Origin of the sequence: Pantoea sp. RG18 (assembly GCF_025910075.1) — a bacterium.
GTDB lineage: Bacteria > Pseudomonadota > Gammaproteobacteria > Enterobacterales > Enterobacteriaceae > Pantoea > Pantoea agglomerans.
On the sequence record NZ_JAPCIL010000027.1, the window covers coordinates 118,127 to 144,682 of the forward strand.

General features: G+C 56.3%; 22 protein-coding genes and 1 pseudogene. 9 read left to right on the forward strand and 14 right to left on the reverse strand.

From position 1 onward, the window contains the following. Nucleotides 1-35: 35 nt before the first annotated feature. Nucleotides 36-620 carry a GNAT family N-acetyltransferase gene (locus tag OK409_RS22130; RefSeq protein WP_187505986.1) on the reverse strand — a complete coding sequence of 195 codons (585 nt, stop codon included), beginning with the start codon at nt 618-620 and terminating at the stop codon, nt 36-38. 260 nt (nt 621-880) lie between these two features. Between OK409_RS22130 and OK409_RS22135 the strand changes: the two genes are divergently transcribed. Together OK409_RS22135 and OK409_RS22140 are read left to right on the forward strand one after the other, a co-directional pair. Beyond that, nucleotides 881-1,450 (forward strand): pyridoxamine 5'-phosphate oxidase family protein, encoded by a 570-nt coding sequence (locus OK409_RS22135; protein ID WP_010671973.1) that lies wholly within the window; start codon nt 881-883, stop codon nt 1,448-1,450. Between the two features lie 286 nt (nt 1,451-1,736). Next, nucleotides 1,737-3,215 carry a YsnF/AvaK domain-containing protein gene (locus tag OK409_RS22140; RefSeq protein ID WP_033759886.1) on the forward strand — a complete coding sequence of 493 codons (1,479 nt, stop codon included), beginning with the start codon at nt 1,737-1,739 and terminating at the stop codon, nt 3,213-3,215. A 213-nt stretch (nt 3,216-3,428) separates the two neighbouring features. On the opposite strand, the gene OK409_RS22145 is transcribed toward OK409_RS22140, so the two are convergent. From OK409_RS22145 to OK409_RS22155, 3 genes are all read right to left on the reverse strand, one after another. After that, nucleotides 3,429-4,522, reverse strand: a protein-coding gene (locus OK409_RS22145; protein ID WP_250489639.1) for an IS3 family transposase whose coding sequence is annotated in 2 segments (ribosomal slippage) — nt 3,429-4,291 and nt 4,291-4,522 — 1,095 coding nt in all. Because the reading frame shifts where the segments join, the coding sequence is not laid out codon by codon here. A gap of 99 nt (nt 4,523-4,621) precedes the next feature. Next, complete coding sequence (locus OK409_RS22150; RefSeq protein WP_022624214.1) at nt 4,622-4,915, reverse strand: DUF1493 family protein; 294 nt, start codon at nt 4,913-4,915, stop codon at nt 4,622-4,624. Beyond that, entirely contained in the window at nt 4,909-5,367 is a 459-nt protein-coding gene (locus OK409_RS22155) for an STM2901 family protein (RefSeq protein ID WP_031292265.1), read from the reverse strand. Before OK409_RS22155 ends, OK409_RS22150 begins: the two co-directional genes overlap by 7 nt. 662 nt (nt 5,368-6,029) lie before the next feature. On the opposite strand from OK409_RS22155, the gene OK409_RS22160 reads away from it, so the two are divergent. Both OK409_RS22160 and OK409_RS22165 read left to right on the forward strand, forming a co-directional pair. Then, nucleotides 6,030-8,567, forward strand: a complete 2,538-nt coding sequence (locus OK409_RS22160) for an excinuclease ABC subunit UvrA (protein ID WP_264367544.1) — start codon at nt 6,030-6,032, stop codon at nt 8,565-8,567. A gap of 99 nt (nt 8,568-8,666) precedes the next feature. Then, nucleotides 8,667-8,981 (forward strand): HigA family addiction module antitoxin, encoded by a 315-nt coding sequence (locus tag OK409_RS22165; protein WP_264367545.1) that lies wholly within the window; start codon nt 8,667-8,669, stop codon nt 8,979-8,981. Nucleotides 8,982-9,032: 51 nt separating this feature from the next. Here the strand turns inward: OK409_RS22165 and OK409_RS22170 are convergent, their stop codons facing one another. From OK409_RS22170 to budA, 6 genes are all read right to left on the reverse strand, one after another. Beyond that, nucleotides 9,033-9,872: an MBL fold metallo-hydrolase gene (locus OK409_RS22170; protein WP_010256859.1), complete on the reverse strand. Its 840-nt coding sequence runs from the start codon at nt 9,870-9,872 to the stop codon at nt 9,033-9,035. Nucleotides 9,873-10,039: 167 nt separating this feature from the next. After that, nucleotides 10,040-11,353: a CitMHS family transporter gene (locus OK409_RS22175; RefSeq protein ID WP_010256858.1), complete on the reverse strand. Its 1,314-nt coding sequence runs from the start codon at nt 11,351-11,353 to the stop codon at nt 10,040-10,042. A 341-nt stretch (nt 11,354-11,694) separates the two neighbouring features. Continuing rightward, on the reverse strand, nt 11,695-13,146 hold the full coding sequence (locus tag OK409_RS22180) for a flagellin (protein ID WP_182505142.1): 1,452 nt from the start codon (nt 13,144-13,146) through the stop codon (nt 11,695-11,697). Nucleotides 13,147-13,351: 205 nt separating this feature from the next. After that, the gene (locus tag OK409_RS22185; protein ID WP_050680277.1) at nt 13,352-14,125 is read right to left on the reverse strand and encodes a (S)-acetoin forming diacetyl reductase; all 774 of its coding nucleotides are present in this window, start codon (nt 14,123-14,125) and stop codon (nt 13,352-13,354) included. 21 nt (nt 14,126-14,146) lie between these two features. Next, a complete protein-coding gene (alsS, locus tag OK409_RS22190; protein ID WP_010256852.1) occupies nt 14,147-15,826 on the reverse strand; it encodes an acetolactate synthase AlsS in 1,680 nt (559 codons plus the stop codon). Nucleotides 15,827-15,840: 14 nt separating this feature from the next. Further along, a complete protein-coding gene (gene budA, locus OK409_RS22195; RefSeq protein ID WP_033774026.1) occupies nt 15,841-16,623 on the reverse strand; it encodes an acetolactate decarboxylase in 783 nt (260 codons plus the stop codon). Between the two features lie 104 nt (nt 16,624-16,727). Between budA and OK409_RS22200 the strand changes: the two genes are divergently transcribed. Both OK409_RS22200 and OK409_RS22205 read left to right on the forward strand, forming a co-directional pair. Continuing rightward, on the forward strand, nt 16,728-17,633 hold the full coding sequence (locus tag OK409_RS22200) for a LysR family transcriptional regulator (RefSeq protein WP_010671982.1): 906 nt from the start codon (nt 16,728-16,730) through the stop codon (nt 17,631-17,633). Between the two features lie 71 nt (nt 17,634-17,704). After that, nucleotides 17,705-17,950 carry a hypothetical protein gene (locus OK409_RS22205; protein ID WP_010256845.1) on the forward strand — a complete coding sequence of 82 codons (246 nt, stop codon included), beginning with the start codon at nt 17,705-17,707 and terminating at the stop codon, nt 17,948-17,950. A gap of 50 nt (nt 17,951-18,000) precedes the next feature. Here the strand turns inward: OK409_RS22205 and OK409_RS22210 are convergent, their stop codons facing one another. The 4 genes from OK409_RS22210 to OK409_RS22225 form a co-directional block, all read right to left on the reverse strand. Further along, nucleotides 18,001-21,045 carry an efflux RND transporter permease subunit gene (locus OK409_RS22210; RefSeq protein WP_264367546.1) on the reverse strand — a complete coding sequence of 1,015 codons (3,045 nt, stop codon included), beginning with the start codon at nt 21,043-21,045 and terminating at the stop codon, nt 18,001-18,003. Next, nucleotides 21,042-22,175, reverse strand: a complete 1,134-nt coding sequence (locus OK409_RS22215; RefSeq protein ID WP_264367547.1) for an efflux RND transporter periplasmic adaptor subunit — start codon at nt 22,173-22,175, stop codon at nt 21,042-21,044. Before OK409_RS22215 ends, OK409_RS22210 begins: the two co-directional genes overlap by 4 nt. 93 nt (nt 22,176-22,268) lie before the next feature. Beyond that, nucleotides 22,269-23,438, reverse strand: a complete 1,170-nt coding sequence (locus OK409_RS22220) for a sensor histidine kinase (RefSeq protein ID WP_033770228.1) — start codon at nt 23,436-23,438, stop codon at nt 22,269-22,271. Further along, nucleotides 23,435-24,133 carry a response regulator gene (locus OK409_RS22225; RefSeq protein WP_010256840.1) on the reverse strand — a complete coding sequence of 233 codons (699 nt, stop codon included), beginning with the start codon at nt 24,131-24,133 and terminating at the stop codon, nt 23,435-23,437. Before OK409_RS22225 ends, OK409_RS22220 begins: the two co-directional genes overlap by 4 nt. 129 nt (nt 24,134-24,262) lie before the next feature. Between OK409_RS22225 and OK409_RS22230 the strand changes: the two genes are divergently transcribed. The 3 genes and pseudogenes from OK409_RS22230 to OK409_RS22240 all read left to right on the forward strand — a co-directional run bounded on the left by OK409_RS22230 (nt 24,263) and on the right by OK409_RS22240 (nt 26,459). Then, nucleotides 24,263-25,048: a MipA/OmpV family protein gene (locus tag OK409_RS22230; protein WP_022624202.1), complete on the forward strand. Its 786-nt coding sequence runs from the start codon at nt 24,263-24,265 to the stop codon at nt 25,046-25,048. 8 nt (nt 25,049-25,056) lie between these two features. Continuing rightward, nucleotides 25,057-25,179, forward strand: a complete 123-nt coding sequence (locus tag OK409_RS22235; RefSeq protein ID WP_254920079.1) for a hypothetical protein — start codon at nt 25,057-25,059, stop codon at nt 25,177-25,179. A gap of 330 nt (nt 25,180-25,509) precedes the next feature. Beyond that, nucleotides 25,510-26,459 (forward strand): annotated as a pseudogene (locus tag OK409_RS22240) (Rpn family recombination-promoting nuclease/putative transposase). Nucleotides 26,460-26,556: the final 97 nt, after the last annotated feature.

The following is a 26,556-nucleotide window of genomic DNA, read 5'->3' on the forward strand; positions in this document are numbered from 1 at the left end:
GTAGCGGAGGATGCCCAACGCTGATGGTCTGCGCCTCAGGGTGAGTGTGCGGGCTGGTATTCCTGTTTCAGCAAGCCGAAGATCCAGTCATCCTGCCACTGGCCGTTGAGGAAGAAGTTCTGCCGCAACGTCCCCTCCTGCACAAAGCCTGCTGAAATCAGGGTCCGGCGTGAGGCCGCATTGCCTGCCGTCACCGTCGCGATCAGTTTGCGGTAATTCTGCTGTTCAAAGCAGAAGGTGATAATGGCATGCAGAGACTCGCTGCCGTAGCCTTTGCCCTGCGCATCTGCGGCCAGAATAAAGCCAAACTCCGCAATACCCTCTCCGCGATCGATAAACCCGCAAAAGCCAGCCGGAGCACCGGATGTTTTTTCTCCGATAACCAGACAGAGCCAGTGCCTGCAGCCCTTGTACCAGGCGGGCAGGCGGACATCAAATGAGTGGGTTCTGATCTCTTCAGCGCTGCGCGGATCGCTGATGTACTGCATCACCGATCTATCCTGACTGACTGCCAGATAGAAGGGCCAGTCTTCCTGCCGAAGTGGCCGATAAGTCAGGCGCGGCGAGGTGACTTTCAGCGGTATTTCAGCCGGTACTTTAGCAGACTCTTCAGTTGTCATCGTGCAACTCCCTGCGGATCGGATCTCTGTGGCGATGGCGCAAAAATAACACAGAGTGGCTGACTGGCGGGACGCGCTTTTGCCGCTCTGCGAGGTATCCCGCAATCCCGACGCTATCTCAACAGCTCCTGCTCTCGTGCATTGTCCAGCTCCCGCTTGCCACATTTGCTCTTATCGCTGCGCTGTCAGGCCTTCTGCCCACTTCATTGCTACGCTTTTAGCCAGATGGCTGAAAATTGATCCTGATGAGAGTAATCCCCATGGAATTGAAAACGTTTGAAACTGGAGCCTGGGCTGCGCTGCAGGAATCTGCAACCGATCCACAGGGTGGATTTCGTTATCTGATGCTCTGTACGGTCGATGCTCTGCTACAACCTCAGGCGCGCACCGTGGTTCTGCGCAAGTGTGCCGACGACCGCAGGATGCTGACATTTCATACGGATGTTCGCAGCCCGAAGTGGCAGGAGATGGCGGCGAATCCGCAGGTCACCGTGCTGGGATATTGCCATCAGCGTCGCCTGCAGTTACGGCTGGCAGGGCGGGTTGCGTGTTATGCGGCGGGAAGTGATGTTGCCCGGGCAGCCTGGCGTGCGTTACCGCAGCACACGCGGCAGACTTACACCGGCGGACCTCCTGGGGAAGCACGGGCAACGGCTGATGAGACGCCTGACGCGGCAGCAACGGAAACCGGGGAATCCCGCTTTGGCGTGGTGATTTTGCAGGCTAGTGTGCTGGACGCCTATCAGCTTCAGCGAAACGAAAATCAGCGCGCCCTGTTTCGCTATTCGGCTAACGGCGAGTTGCAGGAAAGCGAATGGCTTAACCCCTGACCCGATATGCCTGATTCACTTCGGGTCGGGTTAACGCCTGATTGATCCTCTTTTCGCGCACGCGATAAAAGAGATTTCACTGTCTGCCGCTTCGTTAGCTGTTTTTTATCTGCCGCACCGCTTAATCGATTTTAGCACCACGTTATCTTCATATAATGGCGTTTTTCTGCTTTTTCCTATCTTTTGTCATTGTTTGTGCCAGGCTTTAACTAACCGAAAAGCAGTGACTTATGCTCAAGGTAAAGAAAAGTACAAATGATCGCTCTGTATCACAGGCAGGTTAAACATGAACAATCAACCTCCTGAAAAACCAGGGTCAGAGGGTAGCGACCAGGTGCTAAGCCTGGCGGAGGAAACCGTTGAGGTCTCAAAACAGCGGGTCATCGACGGTCATGTCAGGGTTACCCGACAGGTCACTGAGCATCAGCAGAAGATTGCGCTGATGCTCCGGCACCAGACGGCGGAAATAGAACGCATTCCTAAATCGGAACGGCTGGCTGAGATGCCGGAGATCCGTGAAGAAAATGGCGTTCTGATCATTCCTGTCGTTGAAGAGGAAATCGAGATCGTTCGTCATCTGGTGCTGAAAGAGGAGTGGCATATCCGCAAAGTTGTCAGTGAGGAAGCGACAGAACAGGTCGTCTCCCTGCGCAAACAGCACGCTCACCTGACCCGAACACCCTATTCAGAGCCGTCCGAATCCATCACCGAGGAACACAACATGGCGCGTGAAACAATCGTAACAATGTTCAGCAATATCTCACTGGCAGAGGGTGCAAAGCGTAACCTGATCAAGGCCGGGTTCCTGGATGATGACATTGATATCATCTCCGGTGATCGTTTGCGTACCGAAGGTCAGGAGGCCCGTCACCCTGGCTTCTGGCAACGCCTGTTCGGCAATACGCTGGAGGAGGATCAGGCCGAAGTGTATGAAGACGCGATGCGAACCGGCGGAGTAGTGCTGTCGCTGCGGGCCGATGAAGATGAGTTACCTCGCGCCCTGGGCATCCTTGATGCACATGAAGAACTTACCGAGCGCAGTGCGGCGCTGCCCGATGATTACGCGCCCGGTTACGCGACCAGTGATGGTCTGACTGCACCTGCCAGTGGAACGCTTCAGGATAATGCCGCCGTCGATCCGCTCTCTACCGATCCTGCCCATCGTGGCGCTGCCCGTACTGCCCTGACCGGTGACGAAAGTGACGAGGATGTACTGCGTCTGGCCGAGGAGCGACTGGAAGTGGGTAAACGTCTGGTCAGTGAAGGTTCAACCCGCGTTCGTCGCTACACTGTCACCGATCAGGTCTCAGAAAATGTCTCGCTGCATGAGCAGCACGCCGCAATCTTCCGTCGTCCGGTGAATGAATCAGGTTCACCCACTCATGTTGACTGGTCTGAAAAAACTGTCGAAGTGGAAGAGACGCATGAGCAGCCCGTGATTAATAAGACCGCGGAGATCATTGAAGAGGTGGTGTTACGCAAAGAGACAAGCGATCGGGTTGAAACTATCAACGATTCGGTACGCCGTCAGGAAGTGGATATTGACCATGCCAGTACAGATCCTCTCGGCGCAGACCGGCTGACCGGGAATCGTACTGTGGCCGATCCGTTGCTTGAAAGCACACGTCAGGCCCGCGCTGACCACGACACTCGTCCGGTAACGCCAGGCAGCGAGCCAGCGCATAAAGAGGGTTTTGCTGAGAAAGCCGGTGATAAAATCGCAGAAGCGAAAGAGAAAGTCGAAGACAAGTTTAAAAAGCCGTAATGCCGGATCGGTGATTGTCGCCTTCTATACCTGAAAACCCGTCGCAGACGGGTTTTTTTCATAAATCACACTGAAATTCTGTAGGCAATTTAATGGCATCACTTAGACCTGACACCCGTTGATGGAGAATGGCCACATTGAAAGTTGTATAGAGCTCTCGTCTTAAGTGTGTGTACGTTATTCGTGACCTGCCCCTAGTATTAGATACAACGATCAGTTAGTAATGTCGGTTTGTTCACCTTCTGATTTTCCATTTCTCCAGCCTGCTGCAAATTCAGACGGCGTCTGGTAATTCAGCGATGAATGAGGTCTGGACTCGTTATAGTCCTGCCGCCAGTCATTAATGATTTTCCGGGCATGAACAATATCGCTGAACCAGTGTTCATTCAGGCATTCATCGCGAAAGCGTCCGTTAAAACTCTCAATAAATCCGTTCTGTGTCGGTTTACCGGGCTGAATAAGCCGCAGCTCCACGCAATGCTCAAAGGCCCATTGGTCAAGTGCTCTACAGGTAAACTCCGGCCCCTGGTCAGTTCTTATCGTAGCCGGATATCCGCGAAACAGCGCAATACTGTCCAGAATATGCGTGACCTGCACGCCTGAAATCCCAAAGGCAACAGTGACAGTCAGGCATTCCTTTGTGAAGTCATCGACGCAGTTAAGGCACTTGATCCTGCGACCGGTGGCCAGTTCATCCATGACGAAATCCATTGACCAGGTCAGATTGGGCGCATCCGGGCGAAGCAGCGGAAGCCGCTCAGTCGCCAGACCCTTACGACGTCGTCTGCGCTTCACACTCAGGCCGTTAAGGTGATAAATGCGGTATACCCGCTTGTGGTTGACGTGAAGGCCCTCACGACGCAATAACTGCCAGATCCGCCGGTAACCAAAGCGACGGCGTTCAGGTGCCAGCTCTGTGATGCGTAGAGATAGCTGCGCGTCAGCAGCCGGACGCTGAGCTGAATAACGGCAGGTTGAAAGAGACAGACCTGCCAGCCTGCAGGCACGACGTTGCGACAGACCCGTTGCATCACACATGACTTCCACGACTTCCCGCTTCTGGTCTGTCGTCAGAACTTTCGACCCAAAGCCACCTGAAGCGCCTCCTTATCCAGCATGGCTTCGGCGAGCAGCTTCTTGAGGCGGACGTTCTCCTCTTCAAGTAACTTAAGCCGCTTTACCTCAGGGACTTCCATGCCGCCAAACTTCTTGCGCCAGGTGTAGAAAGTAGCGTCTGAAATAGCATACTTACGGCAGAGTTCCCGTGCAGAAACCCCGGCTTCGGCCTCGCGGAGGATACTGATGATCTGTTCGTAGGAAAACGCTTCTTCATGGGGATGCCCTCATGTGGCTTATGAAGACATTACTAACATCGGGGTGTACTAATCAACGGGGAGCAGGTCATATCAGTCATAGCACCATCGCCTGGCACGGGCTGACTCGATTACCATCCCGATAGTAAGAGGGATGGCCTCGCGCGGGTTTTTTGGATAGTAGAGGCTGAAAGTCACCAGATCAGAATCCATTCCAAACGCATCGAAGACGTTCTGAAGGCATTCCGCAGCGTCCTCCGGGTCAAGCTTCATGTCCTGATTAAGCGACATCTCTGGCGTGAGTGTTTTTTTCCGGAACGTAAGCAGCGATCGGCCGTTCCACGGCTCAATGAGTGCCATTACGCGTGCCTGTGTGTCATCTACCATAACTTATCCTCCCCGCGAGCGATGGCATTGTACAGTCTGACCGAATTGAAACTGATATCGGCAACGTCTCTTGCCAGAATCACCCAGCCCACGACGGGTATCGCCCGACCAACAAAGGTGCTGAGCTTATGCGTAAAAAGGATACGCGCGGTCCGGGGCGGGTATCCCCCTACGATGGTGGGGAGCTGTATGCCGAAAGGAAACTTGGCGTTAGGGAATACTCTGCGTGCTGCCCGTGAGGCATAGGAGGTACCTTTGAGAGCATCGCGCGGTTTGGTGCGGGTAGTCAGGACATTACGTCCAGACAGGATGGCCACGATCGCTCCGAAGTCATCAATGCCCAGCTGTTCAGCGACTTCTTCACAGAAAATCATGAAAAAGAGCTCACCAGCGGTGAGGTTCGGTCTACCTGCGTAGAAATAGGTGTTATTGAGTTCTTCAGTCGTATCCACTGCCAGCTCCCACAAGTTCACTTCATTCATCATCCTGATGCTTTTTAAACAATACCTCGCGCGTTCATGCTTGACAACCTGACGGTCTGGGACAGGATAATAAAAAACGGTAATTTCACCTCATCTCCCTACAGGCACTCGCGGCATCATTTCAGAAATGGGCATGGTTTCGCTATCCTTATGTCTTAAATGATTTTTTATGCCGTCAGCGCGCTGAATAACGGGAGCGGGGCGTCATCAGGCACTCTGGGGTGCATACCTGGCCATAGAGAGATAAAGGTTATAGAAAGGTTCCTGGGGTATTAAACATTTCCCATTGTCTATATCCATACCTTACATAGACCTGCATTTATCGATACCACAGGAATCTACATTAGAGTCACATAAGCGATTTGCTAGTGACGGCTTTGCCTTATTTAAGTTTGCTCCAGGGTTTTCTTAAGAGATAAGAAGGCTTCCTGTACACGCTGGTTACCAGTCTGTGCTGCCACGAAGCGATGAACCCCCTCGCGTTGTGCAGATTGCGATCCCTGACTACCCTTGCTGTTGTTTTTATTCCCAAAGCGGGCCGGATAGCCTGAACGCCGGATTAGCATCTGCAATTTTTAGTCATTAACGGCAGGCGATCGTGAATCTGCCGTGCATTATAAATCAGGGAAATCATGACAGAACAACGCAACGCCGATCATTACCTCGCTGATGAGCACATTGATCCTTATATCTCGGTACAGGGTGCAAGAACACATAATCTCAAAGATGTTTCGTTGCGATTTCCCCGCAACGCCATGGTGGTGTTCACCGGGGTTTCAGGCTCCGGTAAATCGTCCCTCGCCTTTGATACCCTCTATGCGGAAGCCCAGCGCCGGTTTATCGAGTCGGTGTCGCCACATGCGCGTCGTCTGATCGATCAGGCTGCTGCACCGGATGTGGATAATATTGACGGACTTCCACCCGCGGTGGCGCTTCAGCAGAGCCGGGCTGGCGCGCAGGAGCGTTCAACGGTGGGCAGCCTCACCCGGATTTCTGTCACGCTGCGTCTGCTGTTTTCCCGTGCGGGCGTAAGGCCTGAAGGCGTTCCCTTTATGACCGCTGATTTTTTCTCGCCTAACAATCCTGAAGGTGCCTGTCCGCATTGCCAGGGACTGGGAAGAGTGCACACCGTTAAAACCGAGTCGATGGTGCCGGATAGCTCACTGAGCATCCGCCAGGGAGCTATCGCTTCCTGGCCCAGAGGCTGGCATAACAAAAATCTGCGCAGCATCCTTGAGACGCTCGGCTACGATGTCGATGCGCCCTGGAATACACTTTCAGCCCGTGATCAGCAGTGGATACTGCTGACTGACGAACAGCCATCGGTGCCAATTTTTGTCGGTCTGAATGCTGAGCAGCGCGAAAACGCGCTGGCGGCGGGCGAAGAGCCGGCTTATACCGGCACGTACACCAGTGCAGCAAAAATCGTGCTGCAGAGTTATTCGGGTGGCAGCGAGACGACGAAGAAACGGCTGGCGCGCTTTGTGACGGTCACTCCCTGTTCTGAATGCCACGGTAAAAGGCTAAACCGGGATGCGCTGTCCGTGACCTTTGCCGGGCATGACATTGCCAGCCTGAGTGAGCTGTCGGTCTCAGAGCTCGCTGAACTGCTGAAGCCTTATGCGCGTGGCGCATCACCGGACCTGCCGGCAGAGGCGGCACTGCGTGAGGCGGTCATCCGGATGGCGTCGGATATCTGTATGCGGCTTGAGCAGCTGGAAACGCTGGGTCTGGGTCATCTGGCGCCGGGACGCCGTACCACCGTACTCTCATCCGGCGAGCTGCAGCGCGTGCGTCTGGCCACCCAGCTGATATCGCGGCTGTTTGGCGTGCTTTATGTACTGGATGAGCCGTCAGCCGGGCTGCATCCCGATGATGTCAAATCGCTGCTCGCATCCCTGAAGAACCTGGTGCGTGCCGGTAATTCTCTGGTGGTCGTCGAACATAATATTGACCTCATCGCCGAGGCAGACTGGCTCATTGAGGTCGGCCCCGGTCCGGGAACGCATGGCGGTGAGATCGTTTATAACGGCGAACCAGCAGGGCTTGAAGAAGTCAGTGCGTCACCCACCTCGGCCTATCTTTTCTCACGAAGCTATACCGGGCTGCGCCAGCGCCGGCCTGCAGAGAGCTGGCTCTGCTTTGAACAGGTCTATTGCAACAATATTGCCGGAGTGGATATCGCCATCCCTCTGGGGAGAATGACGGCCGTCACCGGCGTGTCCGGCTCCGGAAAATCGACGTTGCTGAATCGCGTGCTTCCGGAAATGCTCGGACGTTTTGACAAAACGCCTGACATCGAGGAGGGTGAGGAAGAGGATCTGGTGCCGGACGTTAAGGGTCAGGTTGTCAGCGGAAGTGACGCCATCGGCCGGTTGGTCAGAATCGATCAGCGTCCTATCGGCCGGACGCCACGCTCGAATCTGGCCACTTACACCGGATTTTTCGACATTGTCCGCAGGCTGTTTGCAGACACCGACGCGGCGAAAGCCAAAGGCTTCAGCGCCAGCCGGTTTTCCTTCAATCTGCCAGCCGGACGCTGTCCTGCCTGTGAAGGGCAGGGACAGATTTCGATTGAGCTGCTCTTCATGCCGAGCGCTACCGCAACCTGTTCCGTCTGCGCGGGAAGCCGTTATAACCCCGAAACGCTGGAGGTGAAATGGAACAACCTGACGATAGCGGATGTGCTTGATCTGACCGTGGACGACGCCACTAAGGTGTTTCATGGACATGACGGGATCCAGCGTTCGCTTAAGGCACTGACGTCGCTGGGGCTGGGATATCTGACCCTGGGTCAGCCCGCCACTGAACTCTCTGGCGGCGAGTGCCAGCGTATCAAGCTTGCCTGGGAGCTGCAGCGGGTCCAGCGTACGCCCACGCTTTATCTGCTTGATGAACCTTCAACAGGATTGCACCCGTCTGACATGGATAAGCTGCTGGTAGTGCTGGATGAACTGGTGAAGCGTGGTCACACCGTGATCATGGCGGAACACAACATGCGCATAGTGGCAGAGGCGGACTGGGTGATTGATCTGGGTCCCGGCTCGGGTCTTAAAGGAGGAAGGGTTGTCTCCTCCGGCTCACCGGAAGAGGTCAGCGCATCTGAAGAGAGTCTGACTGCGCCCTGGCTTTCCGCACAGCTGAAAAAGAGGGCTGGTGATCCGGAGTAAGCGGGCGGTATAGATATCTTCCGCTGAAGGTGATGTAGTCTGAGGGCTCAGGGGCTGGCTTCAAAGCCCGTCAAATCTCAACCTTGAGGATTATCACTGATGGCAATGTTTAATCCGCCACACCCTGGTGGCCTGATAGCGGAATATCTCGAAAATAACGACATCAGCCTGCGCAGTCTGGCTAAACAGCTGGGCGTTTCCGCAGCTTCGCTTAGCAAAGTGGCTAGCGGTAAAGCCTCCGTCAGCCCGGAAATGGCTGTACGGCTGGAGGCGGGCCTGGGTATTGCGGCACGGCTCTGGTTATCCATGCAGGCCGCATGTGATCTGCATAAGGCGCGAGAAACTACAGATGTTTCCGGCGTTCCTCTGCATCCAGGGATCGTAGCATCATTATTGCGGGACGAGACGGTATAGTTCTCGCCCCGAAGCGGCTTTCCTCATCGCCAAAACAAACCTTTTATCTCATCAGCGCAGCGGCGCATTAACCTGTAATGCATCCAGCTCACGGGCATCATGACTGCAAAAAAAGGTGATTTCGCCGCCGCGCTGGCAGGAGAGCTCACGCAGTCGCTGCTGATTGTGTCGTCTGGCCACGTTATCCATGCCCATCATCCACTGGTAAAAGCGCAGTCCCGGCGTGCAGTGTCGCGTCTGCTGCCGCATTTCGCCGCGGTAAAACCAGGCATCGCCGCCGTGTAGCAGCCAGCCATCGGGTTGCTGAATCGCGATACCCGCGTGACCCGGCGTATGGCCCGCCAGCGGCACCAGCAAGATCTCCGGCGGTAAGTCACGCAGGCGATTAACCGCCTCAAAACCAAACCACTTTTCTCCCTGCGGCTGATAGGTCTCCCAGTTGCTGATCCCACCCCATTGTCCGGGCCGGTAACGTTCCCGTGACAGCCAGCTATGACGCTGATGCGCGGTATCAACCTCCTGCTGCAACAGATGGATTCGCGCCTGCGGAAAATCGGTTAGTCCGCCAGCATGATCGAAGTCGAGATGGGTCAGAATAATATGCCGCACATCCTCAGCCCGGAAACCCAGTGACGTAACCTGTGACAGTGCGGTCAGTTCATCGCGGCGCTGAATATTGTTTAATGCGCGGAAAAAGCCGGACAGGCGGCTGCCGGGCGTATGGATATCCTGGCGACCAAAGCCGGTATCCACCAGCACCAGCCCGTCGCGATCCGTCTCAATCAACAGACAGTGACAGACCAGATGTGCTTTCAGGCCTTTACTGAATCCATCATAGAACGCGCCGCCCAGCGGACACATACAGCCACAGTTAAGGTGGTGAATTTTCATCGGGCCTCCATAGGGACAATGGGGATATTTCTGAGAGGCTACGCCCTGTCCGGCGCGCAGCACATCAGCCTGGCTATAGAGTGTAGAGAGGGATGACGCAGTAGGCGGAGCGGTGAAGCGGATAACCGGGCAAAATTGCCGGTTATCCGCCAGAAAGCAGAGGATTATCAGGTGTGGAACAGCGGGAAAGCACCGGTCAGCAGACCGCCTGCCATCAGCACCAGACTGACCAGAATCCCCCACTTAATTGCAAAGCGCTGGTGGTCGCCGATGTCGACTTTCGCCAGACCCACCAGCAGGTAGACTGACGGCACCAGCGGACTCAGCAGGTGGAATGGCTGGCCGACAATAGAAGCGCGGGCAATCTCTTCTGCGGTAATGCCGTAGCTGGCCGCTGTCTGGGCGATAACCGGCAGAATGCCGAAGTAAAAGGCATCATTCGACATAAAGAAGGTAAACGGCAGACTGACCAGCGCGGTGAACACCGCCAGGTAAGGTCCGAAGCTGGGCGGGATCACAGCCAGCAGGCTCTTCGCCATGGCGTCAACCATGCCGGTGCCGGAGAGGATGCCGGTGAAAATACCGGCGGCAAAAATTAATGCGGTCACCGCCAGCACGTTACCGGCATGAGAGCTGATGCGGGCTTTCTGCTCCTCCAGCGTGGGATAGTTGAGCATCACCGCAATCGCAAACGCCAGCATAAACAGGATCTGAATCGGCATTAAACCAATCACCAGCAGCACCAGCAGCACGGTGGTCAGGATGAAGTTAGGCCAGAACATTTTCGGACGGCGATTGGCTGCGCACTCTTCGGCATCGCCCAGCCCCAGCTCAATGTTGTCGAGATGATGATCTTTCATGGTCATCACGCCAAGGCGCTTACGCTCACGCAGGCCAAACAGCACCGCCATCGCCACCAGGCTGGCACAGGCCAGCAGCATGGCTGGCAGCATCGGAATAAAGATATCAAGGGCGTCAATGCGCAGTGCCGCCGCGGCACGGGCTGTCGGACCTCCCCAGGGTGAGAGGTTCATGATGCCGCTGGCGAGGTTCACCAGACAGGTCATCATCAACACGTTCATGCCCAGCCGGTGATAGAGCGGCAGGAATGCGGCAATGGCAATCATGTAAGTGGTTGAGCTGTCACCATCCAGAGAAACCAGTAGTGTTAGTACCGCCGTTCCGACCAGCACTTTCAGGGGGTCACCGCGCACCATCCGAAGAATAAAGCGCACCAGTGGGTCAAACAATCCGGCATCGATCATCAGACCGAAATAGAGAATGGAGAAGGTCAGCATCACGCCGGTAGGGGCCAGCTTTTTGACGCCGTCCAACATCATGGCACCCAGGCCTGCGTAAAAACCGCCAATCAGCGCAAATATGGTTGGTATCAGGATCAGCGCAATCAAGGCTGACATGCGTTTGGTCATGATCAGATACATGAAGCAAACAACCATGGAAAAACCCAGTATCGTCAGCAAATTAACAGCCCTCGCAATGGCGGAAAAGTAATGAAAAAGTTACATATCGACAGGAAAATTCAGGTAATTACTTAGCGTGCTAATGATTAACCTGTTGTTTTAATTAACCCTGCATTCAAAGATGATAATAAATAGTTGTCAGTATTTAGCATTTCTTTAACAAAGAAGGGTGATCATGATCATCTTTAAACGGTTCTTAAACGAGATTGTGTGACTGAGATCAAAGGGTGTCGAAGTGTAACCGGGGTTTCGGGCCAGCTGGGGGCTGAATCAGGCGGGTAGTAGAGTGGTGGAGAAACAGGGTAACCGGCTGAGCCTTGATGCTCAGCCGGTTAACGTTATTAGCTGCCTAACAGCTGAATAATCATCTCAGGGGTTTTATTCGCCATTTTGCTGACGGCAGTCTGACCCTGCTGAATAATCTGGCTGCGTGCCAGCTGGCTTGCTTCTTCAGCATAGTCCGCATCCTGTATGCGGCTGCGAGCCGCTGAGGTATCCACACCCTGCTGCGATAACACATTACGGTTGGACTCGTAACGGTTGATCTTTGCGCCATAGATCGACTGATAACCGCTGATCTTCTCGAGCGCGCTATCCAGTGCCTTCATGGTGGTTGAGATATCGCCCTCTGTAAGCAGCGTTGTGTTGTTCAGCCCCAGCGTTTTGGTATCCGATGGCGTTGCCGGAATAGTATCCGACTGGATCGGCTGACCGTAATCGGCGCTGGTGACCACCTCCATAGGTTCGCTCTTCTTCGGCGGCGTTGCAGGCAGGCTTTTGGGTTCCGGCAGATTTCCCCAGGTCAGATTACCGGTGAAGGAACCATTGCCCACCACCACCACAATCAAATCCTCGCTGACGGTATCCAGCGTGATGCGCTCAAGCCGGTTACTGGTGATGGTGCCGTTGTTGAAATCGCCGCTGGCGATATCCTCATAGCGATCGCCGTCACCGCTGTAAGTGATGTTCATGCCGTTGTAGGTGCTGCTGTTACTGCCCGCCAGCGTCCAGCTCGGGCCGCCCTCCAGTAACTGCGAGCTGTCATAAGCCGCACCGCTGGCAAATCCGTTACTGCTGGTCAGCAGGCGACTATCAGCGGTAGCCGCATTAGTGATGCTTTTGCTGGCCCAGGTGTAATCAGGCGCACTGCCGTCCAGTGGTGTACCGACCAGGTGCTTACCGTCGCGGGTAAAGAGCTGGAGATCGTCATCCATACCCAGCGAATCAATCGTGATGCTTATCGCCGTCGAGCCTGCCGGGATATAGGCCAGCGGGATCACGCCAGAGGTAAAGGAGTAATTCTTGCCCGGCACCGGAAACTTCGTGTTGATAGGGTCAACGTTACCCAGCTTCGCAGGCGGTAGATCGGGATTATTTGTCGCCAGCGGATAGCGGCCAAAAATCTCAGTGTGGTCTGCCACTTCATTGATGCCTGCCATAATCTGCTGATACTGGCCGTTGATGCTCTGTCGATCGGCGTCCGACAGCGTGCCGTTGGCTGCCTGGACCGACAGGGTGCGCGCCTGGATCAGCAGATCGACGATGCTGCCAAGGCCGCCACTGGCGGTCTGGGAATAGCTGATGGCGTCATTGAGGCCACGCGCTACCACCGCATCGGCATTAATATTGGCCGTCATGCGGTTGGCAATAGCCTGACCTGCCGCGTCATCTTTGGCACTGTTAATTCTCATCCCTGATGATAACCGTTCAACCGTTCGTCCCAGAACAGAGTCAGTGCTGTACCGCGTTTTGTTCGTAATCGCGGCGGTTTCGTTATGGTTGATCGTTAACATGGTCGCTTCGAACAGGGAGAGGAGTCTCTGTTTTATCGGCAGGGTGATAAGCAGCTTTAATCTCTGTGGCGACAAAAAGGCAGGAAATACGGGGGCAGACGGTCAAGAGGCTGATGGTTAACCGCTTTTCAGATAAAAAAAATTAACGGTTCAACCCGGTCAGGAAAAACGCCTGCCACGCGATGACGCAGCAGGCGAACGAAGATCAGTTAAACACCATGCCGCCATCAATCAACAGCGACTGACCGGTCATGTAATCGGAATCGGGACTGGCCAGGTAGGCGACGCAGGCAGCCACATCTTCCGGTTCAGAAAGACGTCCCAGCGTAATGCGTTTCGCAAATTCCTCGGTGCCGTAGCCGGCGGGCTTGCCGGCTGCTTCAGAGATCTGGCGGTCGATCTCTTCCCACATCGGTGTTCTGACAATGCCAGGGCAGAAGGCGTTAACCGTGATGCCGGCAGGTGCCAGATCGCGCGCAGCGGTCTGCGTCAGGCCGCGCACGGCAAACTTACTGGAGCTGTAAACTGCCAGCTCCGGATTACCGACATGACCCGCCTGAGAACAGGCGTTGATGATTTTGCCGCCGTGACCTTCTGCAGCAAACGCTTTAATCGCGGCCTGCATGCCCCAGATCACTCCTTTGACATTGACGTTGTAGACCTTGTCTACCACCGCTTCGGTGATCTCAGCAATCGGCGTGGAGGGCGCAATACCGGCATTATTGACGATGACGTCAAAGCCGCCCAGCGTGCGGCGCGCCTCTTCTACCGCTTCTATCACCTGATCACGTTGCGAGACATCGACTTTCAGCGCAATCGCTTTGCCACCCTGCTGGTTGATCTTCTCCGCGACCTGGCGTGCGGTCTCCTGATTAAAATCGGCTACTGCAACCGCCAGTCCATCTTTCGCCAGACGCAGGGCGATCGCTTCACCAATGCCCTGGCCTGCGCCGGTCACAAATGCCACTCTGTTTTTCATCATGATTTCCTTTTTGAGAAATTAAAGAAGCTGGCTCAGATGCAGCTGACCCATCAGCAGCGGGTTGTCGGTGTAATCGACCGGCACCGCGACCACGGCGGGCCCCTGAACATCCATCGCTTTACGCAGCGTCGGCTCCAGCTCTGCCGCACTGGTCACCGCAAAGCCCGCTGCCCCAAACGCTTCGGCATAGGCTTTGAAATCGACCGGCCCAAAATTGACGCCCGAGACGCGGTGATATTTTTTCTCTTCCTGCATCGCCACCATGTTGTAGGCGTTATCGACCCAGACGATGTGCAGAATGTTGGCTTTTAAGCGGACGGCAGTTTCCAGCTCCATGCTGGATTGCAGGAAACCACCATCGCCGGAAACTGAAACCACTTTGCGCTGCGGCTCGACCAGCCAGGCACCAATCGCCCACGGCAGGGCCACACCCATCGTCTGCTGACCGTTGGAGATCATGATCTGACGGGCGCGGAAGCTGTAGAGGTAGCGGGCGATCCAGATGTGGAAGCTGCCCATATCGACGGTAAGGCTGACGTCACTGTTAATAATGTCCTGCATGGCGCGGACAATGCGCAGCGGATGCAGAGCAAACTGATTGAGGCTGGCACCCTGCATCGCCAGCAATTTGCGCTGCTGCTGACGATCCTCAAGGATGGTGGCGGCTTCCGGGGTCAGCTGGAGTGGGGCAGTGATGCGCGCGGCGAGTTTACGCACTGTGGCGGCTATATCACCCACCAGTTCTGCGTCAGGCAGATAGCGGTTGTCGGTCTCAGCGGGTATTACGTCGATATGAATCAGTGTGGCGTTACCGCTGTTCCACATCGCCGGTTCATATTCCACCGGGCTGTAGCCGATGGTGACGATCAGGTCAGCCTGTTGCAGCAGCCTGTCGCCCGCCTGGTTGTTAAACAGCCCGACGCGCCCGGCGAAGCGTGAGAAGTGATCCTGTCTGACCGCTCCTGCTGCCTGATAGGTGCTGGTGACCGGAATGTGACTGCGTGTCAGCAGCTCATGAATCGCTTCGCTGTTCTCTGTCTGGCTCGCCATTAATCCCAGCAGGATGACCGGATTTTTAGCCCCGGCGATAGCTTCGCTGACGGCGTCGATCATTGAGTCAGGTGCGGCGCCCAGTACCGGGCGGCCTTTGCTGCTCAACGCTTTGCCGGTAACCGGTTGATCGACAATATCCTGTGGCAGGCTGATAAAGGCACCGCCGCCCCGGCCATGTTCGGCGTGGCGAAACGCATTCGACAGGCATTCAGAAAGCGCAGCGGGGTCGGTGACCTCAACTGCATATTTAGTGATTGGGCGAAACATTGAAACCGTGTCCATGCTCTGATGAACCTGCTTGGCGCTGTCGGAGCGCTTCACCTGACCGCCGATAGCCACCACCGGATCGCCTTCGCTGGTGGCGGTGGCCATGCCGGTGATCAGGTTGGAGCAGCCCGGCCCGGAGGTGACCAGCGCCACGCCCGCATTGCCGGTAAGGCGGCCCACTGCGGCGGCCATAAATGCGGCGTTAGCTTCGTGGCGAACCGGGATGGTCTGGATGGAGGAATCCAGCAGTGAGTCGAAGACTTTATCAATTTTTGCGCCAGGAATGCCAAAGACGTGGCGGACGCCCTGTGCCTCAAGTTGCGCCACCACCAGGTCAGCGCCACAGGTCCAGAGTGTGGTATCGGTTGGAGTTTTCATCGTCATTCCTCTGATTAGCTTTCTACCGCACGAATCGCGGCGTCAAGATTGGCGGGGTTCAGGTCGGCATTGAGAAAATCGCTGTCCTGCGGCAAATCTACGACCAGCTTGCTGATGGCACCAAAGGTCAGGGTGCCCTGTTCCAGCGCATAATCGAGAATGTGGCCGCCGCCTTCGCGGTCGTCGGTAATAAAATGTTCGTGATAGCCTGCAACGTTAATGCCCTGCATATATTGCGGCGTACGGAATCCGATCAGTTCGCCCGCGCGCTGGCTGAAGGCAAAGGTCGGCTGATCGCCCAGCACTTCCGGCATTGAGCGATAGGGACGACACTGGCATGGCACGGTGCGGGTCTCGACGCGACTGAAACGACCGCTGATGCGCAGCGCGCAGAACTGGTTATCGGAGGTGATTTCGTTGTCGATCACCTGATGGATCGCCTCACGCGACATCGGCCGGTCAAATTCATACATATGCTGCGGTTTAAAAAAGGTCATCACGGCGAACGGAGTTTTCTGCGCCGGATCGGCCGGGTGCGCGCTGCCGTCGGCGTGCAGCTGATAGACCTTGCTATCAAACGCGATCATTTCGCCATCCAGCCGGTTAAAGGTACCCAGGCCGAAATCCCCTTTACGCAGCAGGTCGGCAATACGGACATTGCCGTCGTAAACGCCGCTCAGCAGCGCACTCATTAAAGAGGTCTGATAGATAACGCTTTCTGGTGCATCCTGTGAAAGCGTCAGGACAGTATGTTTTAGTTGATCCTCACAGGAACAATCAGTTACACAATTGCTCATTTGATGCCTCATCGATTAACCGTTAAGCCGTGTTAACCTAATGGTGAACCGATTCAGTCGGTGGGTCCAATAGCGAAACCTGTTAACTTTGAGACGTTTTTGATATGGAACTTCGCCATCTGCGTTATTTTGTTGCCGTAGCCGAGACGCTTCACTTCACTCGTGCCGCCGAGATACTGGGCATATCGCAGCCGCCGCTGAGTCAGCAGATACTGCGGCTGGAGCAGGAAATTGGCACACCGTTGCTGAAGCGCCTGACGCGCGGAGTGGAACTCACCGAAGCGGGCGAAGCGTTTCTGGCGGATGCCCGGCAGATTGTGCAACTGGCCGATCAGGCGCTGGAGAACGCACGCGGTATTGCGCGCGGGATCAGTGGTCAGCTGTCGCTGGGCTTTGCCAGCTCGGTGGCGTTTAATCCACGCATCTTCACCCTGATCCGCCAGTTTAAAGAACGTTATCCGGCGATGGAGCTTCTGACCCGCGAAGAGAATATGTCTCTGCTGATGCAGGATTTACAGGAGGGATTACTGGATGCCGCTTTTATCCGGCTGCCGTGTGAAAGCAGCAAGTCATTTAATCTGCGCGTCATCTCCACCGAGAAAATGCTGATTGCGCTGCCGCGCTGCCATCCCCTCAGCGGCACACCCACCGTGGCACTATCCGCGCTGGCGGAAGAAACCTTGGTGATCTTCCCGCGCGACGTCTCGCCCAGCCTGTATGAGTTGATTGTCACTGCCTGTCTGCGGGCGGGCTTTTCGCGCCACACTTTTCAGCAGGCTCCACAGATCACTACGTCGCTGGGCATGGTGGCGGCGGGCTGCGGGATTGCGCTGGTGCCGGAGTCGATGCGCTGCGTCGATAACCCCGGGGTCAGCTTCTGCGATATCGAAAACAACACGCTATTTACGGATGTTGCCTTTGCCTGGCGTCGGCTTCACCCGTCAAAAGCAGTACTGCACCTGCTGGCGCTGCTGGCAGAACAGCCTGCCGCACCAGGCGAAGCGGGTTGATAAGCGCCAGCTATTGAACTGAAAACAATAACCAACTGGCGGCCAGGGACCGGGATGCCAATAATCGGTGCATGACTACATACCGCGTAAGAGTCGGGTTTCACAACCCGTCAGCCCTGACATTCAGGCAACTGGATGAAATTCTGGAGCCGCAGCGATTCTGGAGAACAGATTCTGCGGGCGGCCAGTTCCGCTATTTCATGGAGTATGAGTACCAGTCTGACGTGCGCGATCTCTGCTCGGTCTGCTCGCTAGCCTACAGTCAGGCCTGCAAAGTCAGAAAGTGCCCGCTGATTCTGGTCGAGGTGATGAACTGATCCTTTCCGGCGATCCCGCCGTTCTCAGCACGGGATCGCCGGGTGTTGTTTTAACGTGAACCGCGCTGCATCAACAGACTTAACGCGGCGGGCAGCACCGTGAGCGTCACCAGCGTACCGCTGACCAGGCCGCCAATAATCGCCAGAGCCATTGGCCCCCAGAAAACCTGATGGGCGATGGGGATCATGCCGAGTATTGCTGCACAGGCGGTCAGCAGAATGGGACGTGCACGGTGATGGGCAGCCTGCCGGATTGCCTCACCCGCGGACAGGCCGGCCCGGCTATTCGCATCGACTTCACTGATCATGATCACCGCGTTGCGGATGATGATCCCCGCCAGGGCAATAATCCCCAGCAGTGCCACGAACCCCAGCGGTGTGCCAGCCGGCAGCATCGCGGATACGATGCCGGGCAGGCCAAACGGTGCCATGCTCAGCGCCAGCAGCATGCCGGAGAAGCGTTGCAGCTGAATCATCAGCAAGACCAGCATGACGCAGATTGTTACCGGCAGCAGAGCAAACACTGAACCGTTGCCTTTGTCCGATTCGGCCGCCACGCCACCTTCTTCAATACCGTATCCGGCCGGCAGCGAGGCGCGCAGGGCGGCGACGGCTGGTGCGAGCTGCTGCGAGACCTGTTCAGCCCGCTGACCGGGCGCAATATCGGTCTGTACGGTGATGTAAGCCAGCCGCTGACGTCGCCATATCACCGGGTCATCCACTCCCCAGTTCAGGGTTGCCACCTGTCGCAATGGGATTTTCTGTCCGCTGGCATTGGTGATCATCAATCCTGCCAGTGTGTCAGTGTCCTGCCGCTCCGGGTCATTGCTGCGCAGCACGACGTCGATCAGGCGGTTACGATCGCGCAGGGTGGTCACCATGCTGCCGGACATCAGAGTATTCAGCGCGGTGGCTATCGTCTCGGAAGAGAGTCCGGCTGCGCGGGCTGCGGTCTGGTTCACCGCCAGCGTCATGACCCGTTCTGGCTCTCCGGCGGTAAGATTGACCTCGCGTGTCAGCGATGAGCGGGCGATCAGCGCCGCCAGCCGATCGGCCGCCTGACGCACCCTGGCATTATCCGGGCCGGTGATGCGATATTTCAGCGGCCAGCCGACCGGTGGCCCCAGCTCCAGCGGCGATACCCGGGTAGTGATATCACTGAAATCCACCGCCAGCTTCTGCTCCAGCCTGCTGCGCAGCCGATCGCGTGCTGCCAGATCTTTCGCCACCACCACCAGCTGCGCGATGTTTTCATTATCCAGCAGCACATCCATCGGCAGATAAAAGCGTATCGCGCCCGAGCCAACGTAGCTGGTGTAGTTCGCCACATCCCGATCGTTGCGCAGCATCTGTTCCAGCTGTGCGGTACGGCGGGTGGTTTCAGCCTGGGCTGCACTGGCGGGAAGCGTCAGGCTGACCAGCAGCTCGGGCCGATCCGACGCAGGGAAAAATTCACCCTGCATAAAAGTGGTGGCGTAAAGGCTGACCAGCAGCACCGCCATCGCTGTGCCAATCGTCACCAGCCGGTGACGCAGAATCACCTCCAGTAGCCGGTGATAGCTGCGCGTCAGCACGCCCGGCGGCTTATCGGCCTTGATGTGCCTGGCCGACAGCAGCCAGCAGCCGGTGAGCGGAGAGTAGATGACCGCGACGACCCACGAGCAGAGCAGCGCCAGGGTAATCACCACAAACAATGAGTAGCAATACTCTCCGGCACTGGAGGCGGCGAACCCGACCGGAATGAACCCGGCGATCATTACCAGCGTACCGGTCAGCATCGGAAATGCGGTGGTTTTAAACGCATAGGTGGCGGCCTGCCACTTGCTGTCGCCCGCTTCCAGTCGCGCCACCATTGCCTCGACAGTGATCATGGCATCATCCACCAGCAGCCCCAGCGCGATGATTAGCGCGCCAAGCGAGATGCGCTGGAGTCCGATGCCTGCCATTAACATGCCGGTAAAGGTCATTGCCAGTACCAGCGGGATCGCCGCCGCAACGACCAGACCGGCACGCAGTCCCAGCGAGACAAAGGAGACGGCTAACACGATGACGATCGCTTCGCCCAGTATCCGGACAAAGCCGCTGACCGCGTTTTTCACCACGGAAGACTGATCGGCCACGCGGGTCATGGTAATACCGTGCGGTAACTGACTGGCCAGCATCTGCATGCGCTGACTGAGCTGCTGACCGAAATCGAGCATGTTGCCGCTGCCGGCCATGGAGATCGCCAGCCCGATAGCCGGAACGCCGTTAACCCGAAACGTCGGGACTGGTGGTTCGGCAGGTTGCAGGCTGATGGTGGCCAGATCGGTCAGCGGAATAAAACGCTCACCGATATGCAGGGTAATCGCCCGCAGATTTTCAACCGAAGTCAGGGTGCCGCTGACCCGCAGCGCAATATTCTCGCGGTCGGTACGCAGGCTGCCCGCCGGGACGACATCGTTCTGAGCTTTAATGGCGTCGCTGACCTGCTGTAAATCGAGCCCCATGCCGTTCAGCTTGCGCGGCGAAAAGGCGATAACCACCTGCTGCTCCTGTACACCTAACAGGCTGGTTTTACCGATGTCGGGCAGACTGGCCAGATTGCGACGCAGGTTATCGACCCGGTCGCGTAGCTCTCTGGCGGTAAAACCCTCCGCCGTGAAGCCATAAATGGTGCCGAAGGTGTCATCAAATTCGTCGTTAACGGCCGGACCCTGCACGCCCTGCGGCAGTGAAGGGGCAACATCCTGCATCTTTTTACGCAGCTGGTACCAGATGCCGGCCACCTGAGAGGGCGGCGTGTCATCGCGCAGGTTGACATAGATGACGGTTTGTCCGGCGCGGGTTTCGCTCTCAACCGCATCCAGCGACGGGATCTCCTGCACTTTCTGTTCCAGTACGTCAGTGAGCAGTTGCACCGTGGTGTTCACATCAGCGCCTGGCCATTGGGCTGATATTACGGCGGTTTTGATAGTAAACGCCGGGTCTTCATTGCGTGACAGATGTTCATAGCTCAGCACACCCGCCGCCATGACCAGCAGCATGAAAAAGATCACCAGTTGCTGATGCGCCAGCGCCCAGCCGGAGAGGTTAAAGCCAGACGTTTTTTTCATGGAGCCTCCTGCGAAAGCGCCACTTTTTCGCCAGGTTGCAGGGTGCTGACTCCGGCGGTGACGACGCGCTCTCCCGGCTTGATCCCGGCAGTGACGAAGATTTGCTGCGCGTTAAAGCGGGCCAGCACTACCGGACGAAGCTGCAGGCGTGACGCCGCATCAACGACCAGCAGCGCGGGTTTGTCTGCGGAGCGGGTCAGGGCGCTGGCGGGCAGGGCGATGACCGGCGGCTGCGCATCGGGAAGGGTGACAATGACTGTGGCACCGGGTGCCATCACCTCAGGCGGCTGATTCAGTGAGATGCGCAGCCGCCATGTGCGGGTCTGTGGATCGGCCTGCGGGCTGATGTCACGCACTGTGCCACTGGCCTGCACGCCGGGATCGGCGAGCAGCGTCACTTTCAGCGGTGTCCGATCATCAGGATGCAGCAGCGCAGGCGTTGTCAGGTCAAACACCGCATCGCGTGCATCCCCTGCTGCCAGCGTCATCACATTTTGTCCGGCGCTGACCACCTGACCTGGCTGAACCGTGATGGCGGTGATCCGGCCTGCTGCAGGCGCAGTCAGCTGAGTCCAGCTGAGGTTATCCTGGGCATTTTTCAGAGCCGCTTCGCTGCTGTGACGGCGGGACTGTGCGCTCTGCCAGTCCGCCTGGGCGCTGTCCAGCTGGCTGCGGGCGATGGCCCCTCCGGGCATCAGCAGCCGCATCCGATGCAGGTTAAGCGCGGCGACCCGTTCGGCGGCGCGTGCGCTGTCGAGATCGGCCCGTGCGCTGCTTAGCTGATTGCGTGACTGATCATTTTCCAGCGCTGCCAGCGATTGCCCGGCGCTGACGCGATCGCCCAGCTCAACCGCACGGCTCACCACCCGGCCATCCAGTCTGAAGGCTAGCGCGACCTCTTCATGAGCGCGGATTTCGCCAGTCAGCACCAGCGATGCATCACTGCTGAGCGGTGGAGCAATCACCGATTTAACCGGGCGGAGCGGGGCGGCAGGCGGAGCAGAACTATTGTCCCGGCAACCGGTCATGATGAATACCCCGAGCAGCACGAAGATGATCGGCGCAAAGATGTGAATACCGAAGAGATGACGCCACACCTGGCGGGCAGCATCCGATAAGAAGTCTGTCATAACCGGGTTCCTTTAATGAGTTGTGCTCATTGAACCCGGCATGTGTCCAGAAACGTTCCATGAACCATCAAGAAATGGTCAAGCCAGAACAATTTATCTCGTCGGCAGCGTTATCCCGATCAGCAGACCGCCGTCGGCGGGCAGTGTGGCGTGAAGCGACCCGCCGTGCGCCTCGACAATCGCTTTGGCAATCGACAGTCCCAGACCGCTGCCGCCGGAGTGGCGGGCGCGTGAGGAGTCAGCGCGGGTAAAGCGGTCAAACAATTGCGGCAGGAAGTCCGGCTCCACACCCTGACCATAATCGCGGAAGGTCATTATGATCGCCTGATCGTTCTGGCTGGCCGTGATCAGCAACGCGCCACCGTCGGCAGCGTAGCGCATTGCATTCTCACAGATGATGGTCACTACCTGGCCCAGCCGGAAGGTATCGGCATACAGCCGCAGATCGTTGGGTGATGTCACGCTGATGGCAATCCCCGCCTGTTCTGCCTGCGGCAGAAGCCAGCCGGAGCGCTCGCGCAGTAACTCGCTGAGATTAAACCACTCGCGGTTCAGGGTAAGCTGCCCGGCATCCGCCAGCGACAAGAGATGCAGTTCGTCTGTCAGGCGACTGAGCTGCGTCAGTTGCTTCATGATCATTGCCAGCTGTTGCGGTTCGGCAGGAAAGACGCCATCCAGAATCCCCTGCAGGCGGCCCATCGCCGCCGTAAGTGGCGAGCGAAGCTCATGCGCCATCGCCACATGCGAGGTGCGCAGCTCACGCTCGTAACGCGCCAGCTGCTGCGTCATCTGATTAAAATCTTCAGTAAAACGTACCAGCTCCTGTGGGGCTTCTTTTACGATTACCGCCGATCGGCCAAATTCGCCTTTTGAAACCGCTCGCGCCGCGGTAGCCAGCTGGCTGAACTGCGCCGACAGCGGACGGGCGAAACGCAGCGCCATCAGCACCATAAACGGAATCGTTACCACGACCAGCACGATCACGGTAAGCCAGTCCGACGAGGCCAGCGACGGATCGGAGAAGTTGATGCCCCACCACTGGTCCATAATCTGATGAAAGCGCACAGGATCGCTGGCAGGGTGGTGGCGCAACCGGGTGAACTCATCCAGCAGCGCGGGCGGCATCCGGTAATAGACCCAGTACGCTTGCACTGCGAAGCGCAGCCACATACAGATGGCAATGAGCACCACGCTGCCAATCGCCAGAAACAGCACCCGGATGCAGATCCAGCGCCACAATGAAGTATGCGTATCGTTCTTCATGGCTGTCTGAACCGGTAACCGACGCTGCGCACTGCCGGTAAGACATCAGAGATGCCCGCGGCTTCCAGTTTGCGACGCAGGTTATAGACGTGGGTATCGACCACCCGCTCAAGCGCATCGCTTTCCGGCAGACAGTGCTCCAGCAGAAACAGGCGGGTAAACGGACGCGTCGGAGCGCGCATCAGGGTGACCAACAGGGAAAATTCGGTCGGTGTCAGATCGAGGCGGCGCGGTGAAGCACTGTCGCTATCGACCACTGCGGTGAGCGCCACCGGGTCCACCACTAAACCCGCCCAGCGCAGGGTTTCTGCAGCGGGTACCTGACTCTGCTGGCTACGGCGCAGTACTGCCTGAACGCGCGCCACCACTTCGCCCGGATGATAGGGTTTGACCACGTAGTCATCCGCGCCATAGCGCAGTGCGCCGATGCGGTCCGGCGCATCACCCATCGCGGTTACCATGATCACCGGGGTATCGTCACGACGTCGCAGCGCTGCCAGCACTTCAGTGCCGTTCATGCCGGGCAGCATGATATCCAGCAGGATCAGATCGGGCTGCCAGCGTCTGGCGGCATCCAGCCCGCCTGGCCCATCACCGGCAATCATGACCTCATAATTTTCACGTTTCAGGTAGGCCTCAAGTACGCCCGCCGCATCAGCATCATCTTCAATAATCAGTACACGTTTTGACTGCATTTTCGGATCACCTTGACTGTTTCTTCATAAATCCCTGGTCGTTAATTGACACTCGCCTCGCATACTCCGGCCATTGACGCGGCTCTGAACCCCTCAGCTCCGCACCTGATGTGATAATGAGGAAACGTGATGATAACCGGAAAAATAACGCTGCACATGGTCTGTTTTTCGCTGGGATTCAGTGCCGCGACTGCCATGGCTGATGAGACTACGCCGCCGCCAAGCGTCACGCTGGGCATTGCAGGTATCAATGCACCACGCTATAGCGGCGCCGATAAGCAGCACTGGCAGCTGATGCCGGTGATCCAGGCACGCGACGGGGCCTTCTTTTTAGACTCACAGAAAGGCATTGGCTATGACCTGCAGGCAGATAATGGACTGTATCTGGAACATACGCTGGGCTACGGGCTGGGCCGTTCTGACCAGAATTCATCCTGGCGAGATGGGGATGACCGGCTCAGAGGCATGGGGAACATCGACGCAACGATGAACACCGCGCTGGCGCTGGGATGGTCGGTAACGCCGTGGCTGGTGCTGGAGGGCAAAGCGACGCTGCCATTAAGTGATAGTCAGGGTGTGCAGTACCGGACTTCCGTAACCCTGATCCCCTGGCAGACCAGTGACGATACCGTGGCACTGCAGGTGGCGGGACTGTTTGGCGACGGGCGTTATATGAATACCTGGTATGGCGTTAACAGCAAGCAAAGTGCGCGCAGCGGATTTGAACGGTACGACGCCGCGGGTGGATTTTATGGCACCGATACCAGCCTGACCTGGAGCCATCAGTTCACGCCTGCCTGGGCTGCCAGTGTGATCGGTGACTACAGCTGGCTGGATAAGCATGCTTCAGATAGCCCCATCGTTGCACGGCACAACGGCGCATCGGCCACCCTGGCATTGAGCTACACCTTCTGAATGGCACCATGAAGAAAAGTGAGATGCGCAGCCACCGCCTTTTGCTTGCGGCACTGATTCTGTTGTATGTCGTGGTCTATACCCTGACAGGCGTGGCGCTTAGCCTGTTGGATGCGCCGGGACGGGGATAGGGAGCGAGCGGTATAAACAGCGTGATCGGGCTGGTTATGCCGTGACTTAAATAGAAAATTAACTTTTCGTAAAGCGGTTCAGACATTAATGGTCAGCGTTAGAAGTTTCGGGTACATCCGGATGTTTTAATTATCGCTATATAAATTGATTAAGGTGGTTAATTTAGATTGCGTCATAATGCATCTTGCTAATAAATTTTTTAAAAGAGCATTGGTGTAGTTAATCTATATGGATTGGGCAAGATTTAAATATTATAAATTAAAATGTGAACTATTAAGATAGCCTCTTCGCTGTGATAGCAGCGCATGGAATTTACAGGGGCTGAACTGATGAAAAATAAAAAAAGTGCTACACCTCATGATGCTACTTTTCGACAGTTTCTTACGCATCCGGATGTTGCCAGAGATTTTATGCAGATCCACCTTCCGGAGAAATTGCTTAAAATCTGCGATCTCACCACACTGAAGCTTGAGTCCGGATCATTTGTTGAAGACGATTTGCGTCAATACTTCAGTGACGTTTTGTATAGTCTCAGAACCTCAACCGGTGACGGATATATTCATGTTCTGATTGAACACCAATCCACCCCTGACAGGCATATGGCATTCCGCCTGATACGTTATGCGGTAGCCGCTATGCAGCGCCACCTTGAAGCTGGCCATAAAAAGCTGCCTTTAGTCATACCTGTACTGTTCTATACCGGTAAGCGCACTCCCTATCCGTGGTCGACCCGCTGGTTCGACGAATTTGATGATCCGGTAGTGGCGGAAAGCCTTTATAGAGGCGCCTTCCCGCTGGTGGACATTACGGTCATCCCGGAGATGAGATCATGACTCATCGCAGTATGGCCGCCCTGACGCTTTTGCAGAAACATATTCATCAACGCGACATTGCAAGCCTGACTGACCATCTGGTCACGCTACTCATGGCCGATTATCTTTCTTCACCCCAGGTGATGACGCTGATACACTATTTACTGCAGGCTGGTGAGTCAGCTGACTACGAAGCTTTCGTTCGCGAACTGGCACAGCGGGTGCCACAACACGGAGACGCACTGATGACCATCGCACAGCAGCTTGAACAAAAAGGGATCGAAAAAGGTCGCGCAGAAGGTATCGAGCTTGGTGAACGGCGTGGTATTGAGAAAGGTCGTACTGAAGGACAGCGTGAAGCTACCCTGAAAATTGCGCGCACTATGCTACAAAACGGCCTTGATCGTAAAACTGTCATAGAAATGACCGGCCTGACGTCAGACGATCTGGCGCAAATACGACACTAATATAAACAAGAGTAAACCCGGTCATGACCGGGTTATCGTTTTGAATACCGCACCAGATAAATCATCATAATTATCAGAAAGGTGTAACCTGCATACG

Bases quoted from the DNA above. Each gene is read 5' to 3' on its own strand.
- OK409_RS22165 (WP_264367545.1), top strand. From the start codon at position 8,667: ATGGCAATGTTTAATCCGCCACACCCTGGTGGCCTGATAGCGGAATAT.
- OK409_RS22185 (WP_050680277.1), bottom strand. From the start codon at position 14,125: ATGAAAAACAGAGTGGCATTTGTGACCGGCGCAGGCCAGGGCATTGGT.
- OK409_RS22235 (WP_254920079.1), top strand. From the start codon at position 25,057: ATGAAGAAAAGTGAGATGCGCAGCCACCGCCTTTTGCTTGCGGCACTG.
- OK409_RS22150 (WP_022624214.1), bottom strand. From the start codon at position 4,915: ATGGTAGATGACACACAGGCACGCGTAATGGCACTCATTGAGCCGTGG.
- OK409_RS22170 (WP_010256859.1), bottom strand. From the start codon at position 9,872: ATGAAAATTCACCACCTTAACTGTGGCTGTATGTGTCCGCTGGGCGGC.
- OK409_RS22210 (WP_264367546.1), bottom strand. From the start codon at position 21,045: ATGAAAAAAACGTCTGGCTTTAACCTCTCCGGCTGGGCGCTGGCGCAT.
- OK409_RS22205 (WP_010256845.1), top strand. From the start codon at position 17,705: ATGACTACATACCGCGTAAGAGTCGGGTTTCACAACCCGTCAGCCCTG.
- OK409_RS22140 (WP_033759886.1), top strand. From the start codon at position 1,737: ATGAACAATCAACCTCCTGAAAAACCAGGGTCAGAGGGTAGCGACCAG.
- alsS (WP_010256852.1), bottom strand. From the start codon at position 15,826: ATGAAAACTCCAACCGATACCACACTCTGGACCTGTGGCGCTGACCTG.
- OK409_RS22180 (WP_182505142.1), bottom strand. From the start codon at position 13,146: ATGTTAACGATCAACCATAACGAAACCGCCGCGATTACGAACAAAACG.
- OK409_RS22130 (WP_187505986.1), bottom strand. From the start codon at position 620: ATGACAACTGAAGAGTCTGCTAAAGTACCGGCTGAAATACCGCTGAAA.
- OK409_RS22215 (WP_264367547.1), bottom strand. From the start codon at position 22,175: ATGACAGACTTCTTATCGGATGCTGCCCGCCAGGTGTGGCGTCATCTC.
- OK409_RS22200 (WP_010671982.1), top strand. From the start codon at position 16,728: ATGGAACTTCGCCATCTGCGTTATTTTGTTGCCGTAGCCGAGACGCTT.
- OK409_RS22135 (WP_010671973.1), top strand. From the start codon at position 881: ATGGAATTGAAAACGTTTGAAACTGGAGCCTGGGCTGCGCTGCAGGAA.
- OK409_RS22230 (WP_022624202.1), top strand. From the start codon at position 24,263: ATGATAACCGGAAAAATAACGCTGCACATGGTCTGTTTTTCGCTGGGA.
- OK409_RS22225 (WP_010256840.1), bottom strand. From the start codon at position 24,133: ATGCAGTCAAAACGTGTACTGATTATTGAAGATGATGCTGATGCGGCG.
- budA (WP_033774026.1), bottom strand. From the start codon at position 16,623: ATGAGCAATTGTGTAACTGATTGTTCCTGTGAGGATCAACTAAAACAT.
- OK409_RS22220 (WP_033770228.1), bottom strand. From the start codon at position 23,438: ATGAAGAACGATACGCATACTTCATTGTGGCGCTGGATCTGCATCCGG.
- OK409_RS22160 (WP_264367544.1), top strand. From the start codon at position 6,030: ATGACAGAACAACGCAACGCCGATCATTACCTCGCTGATGAGCACATT.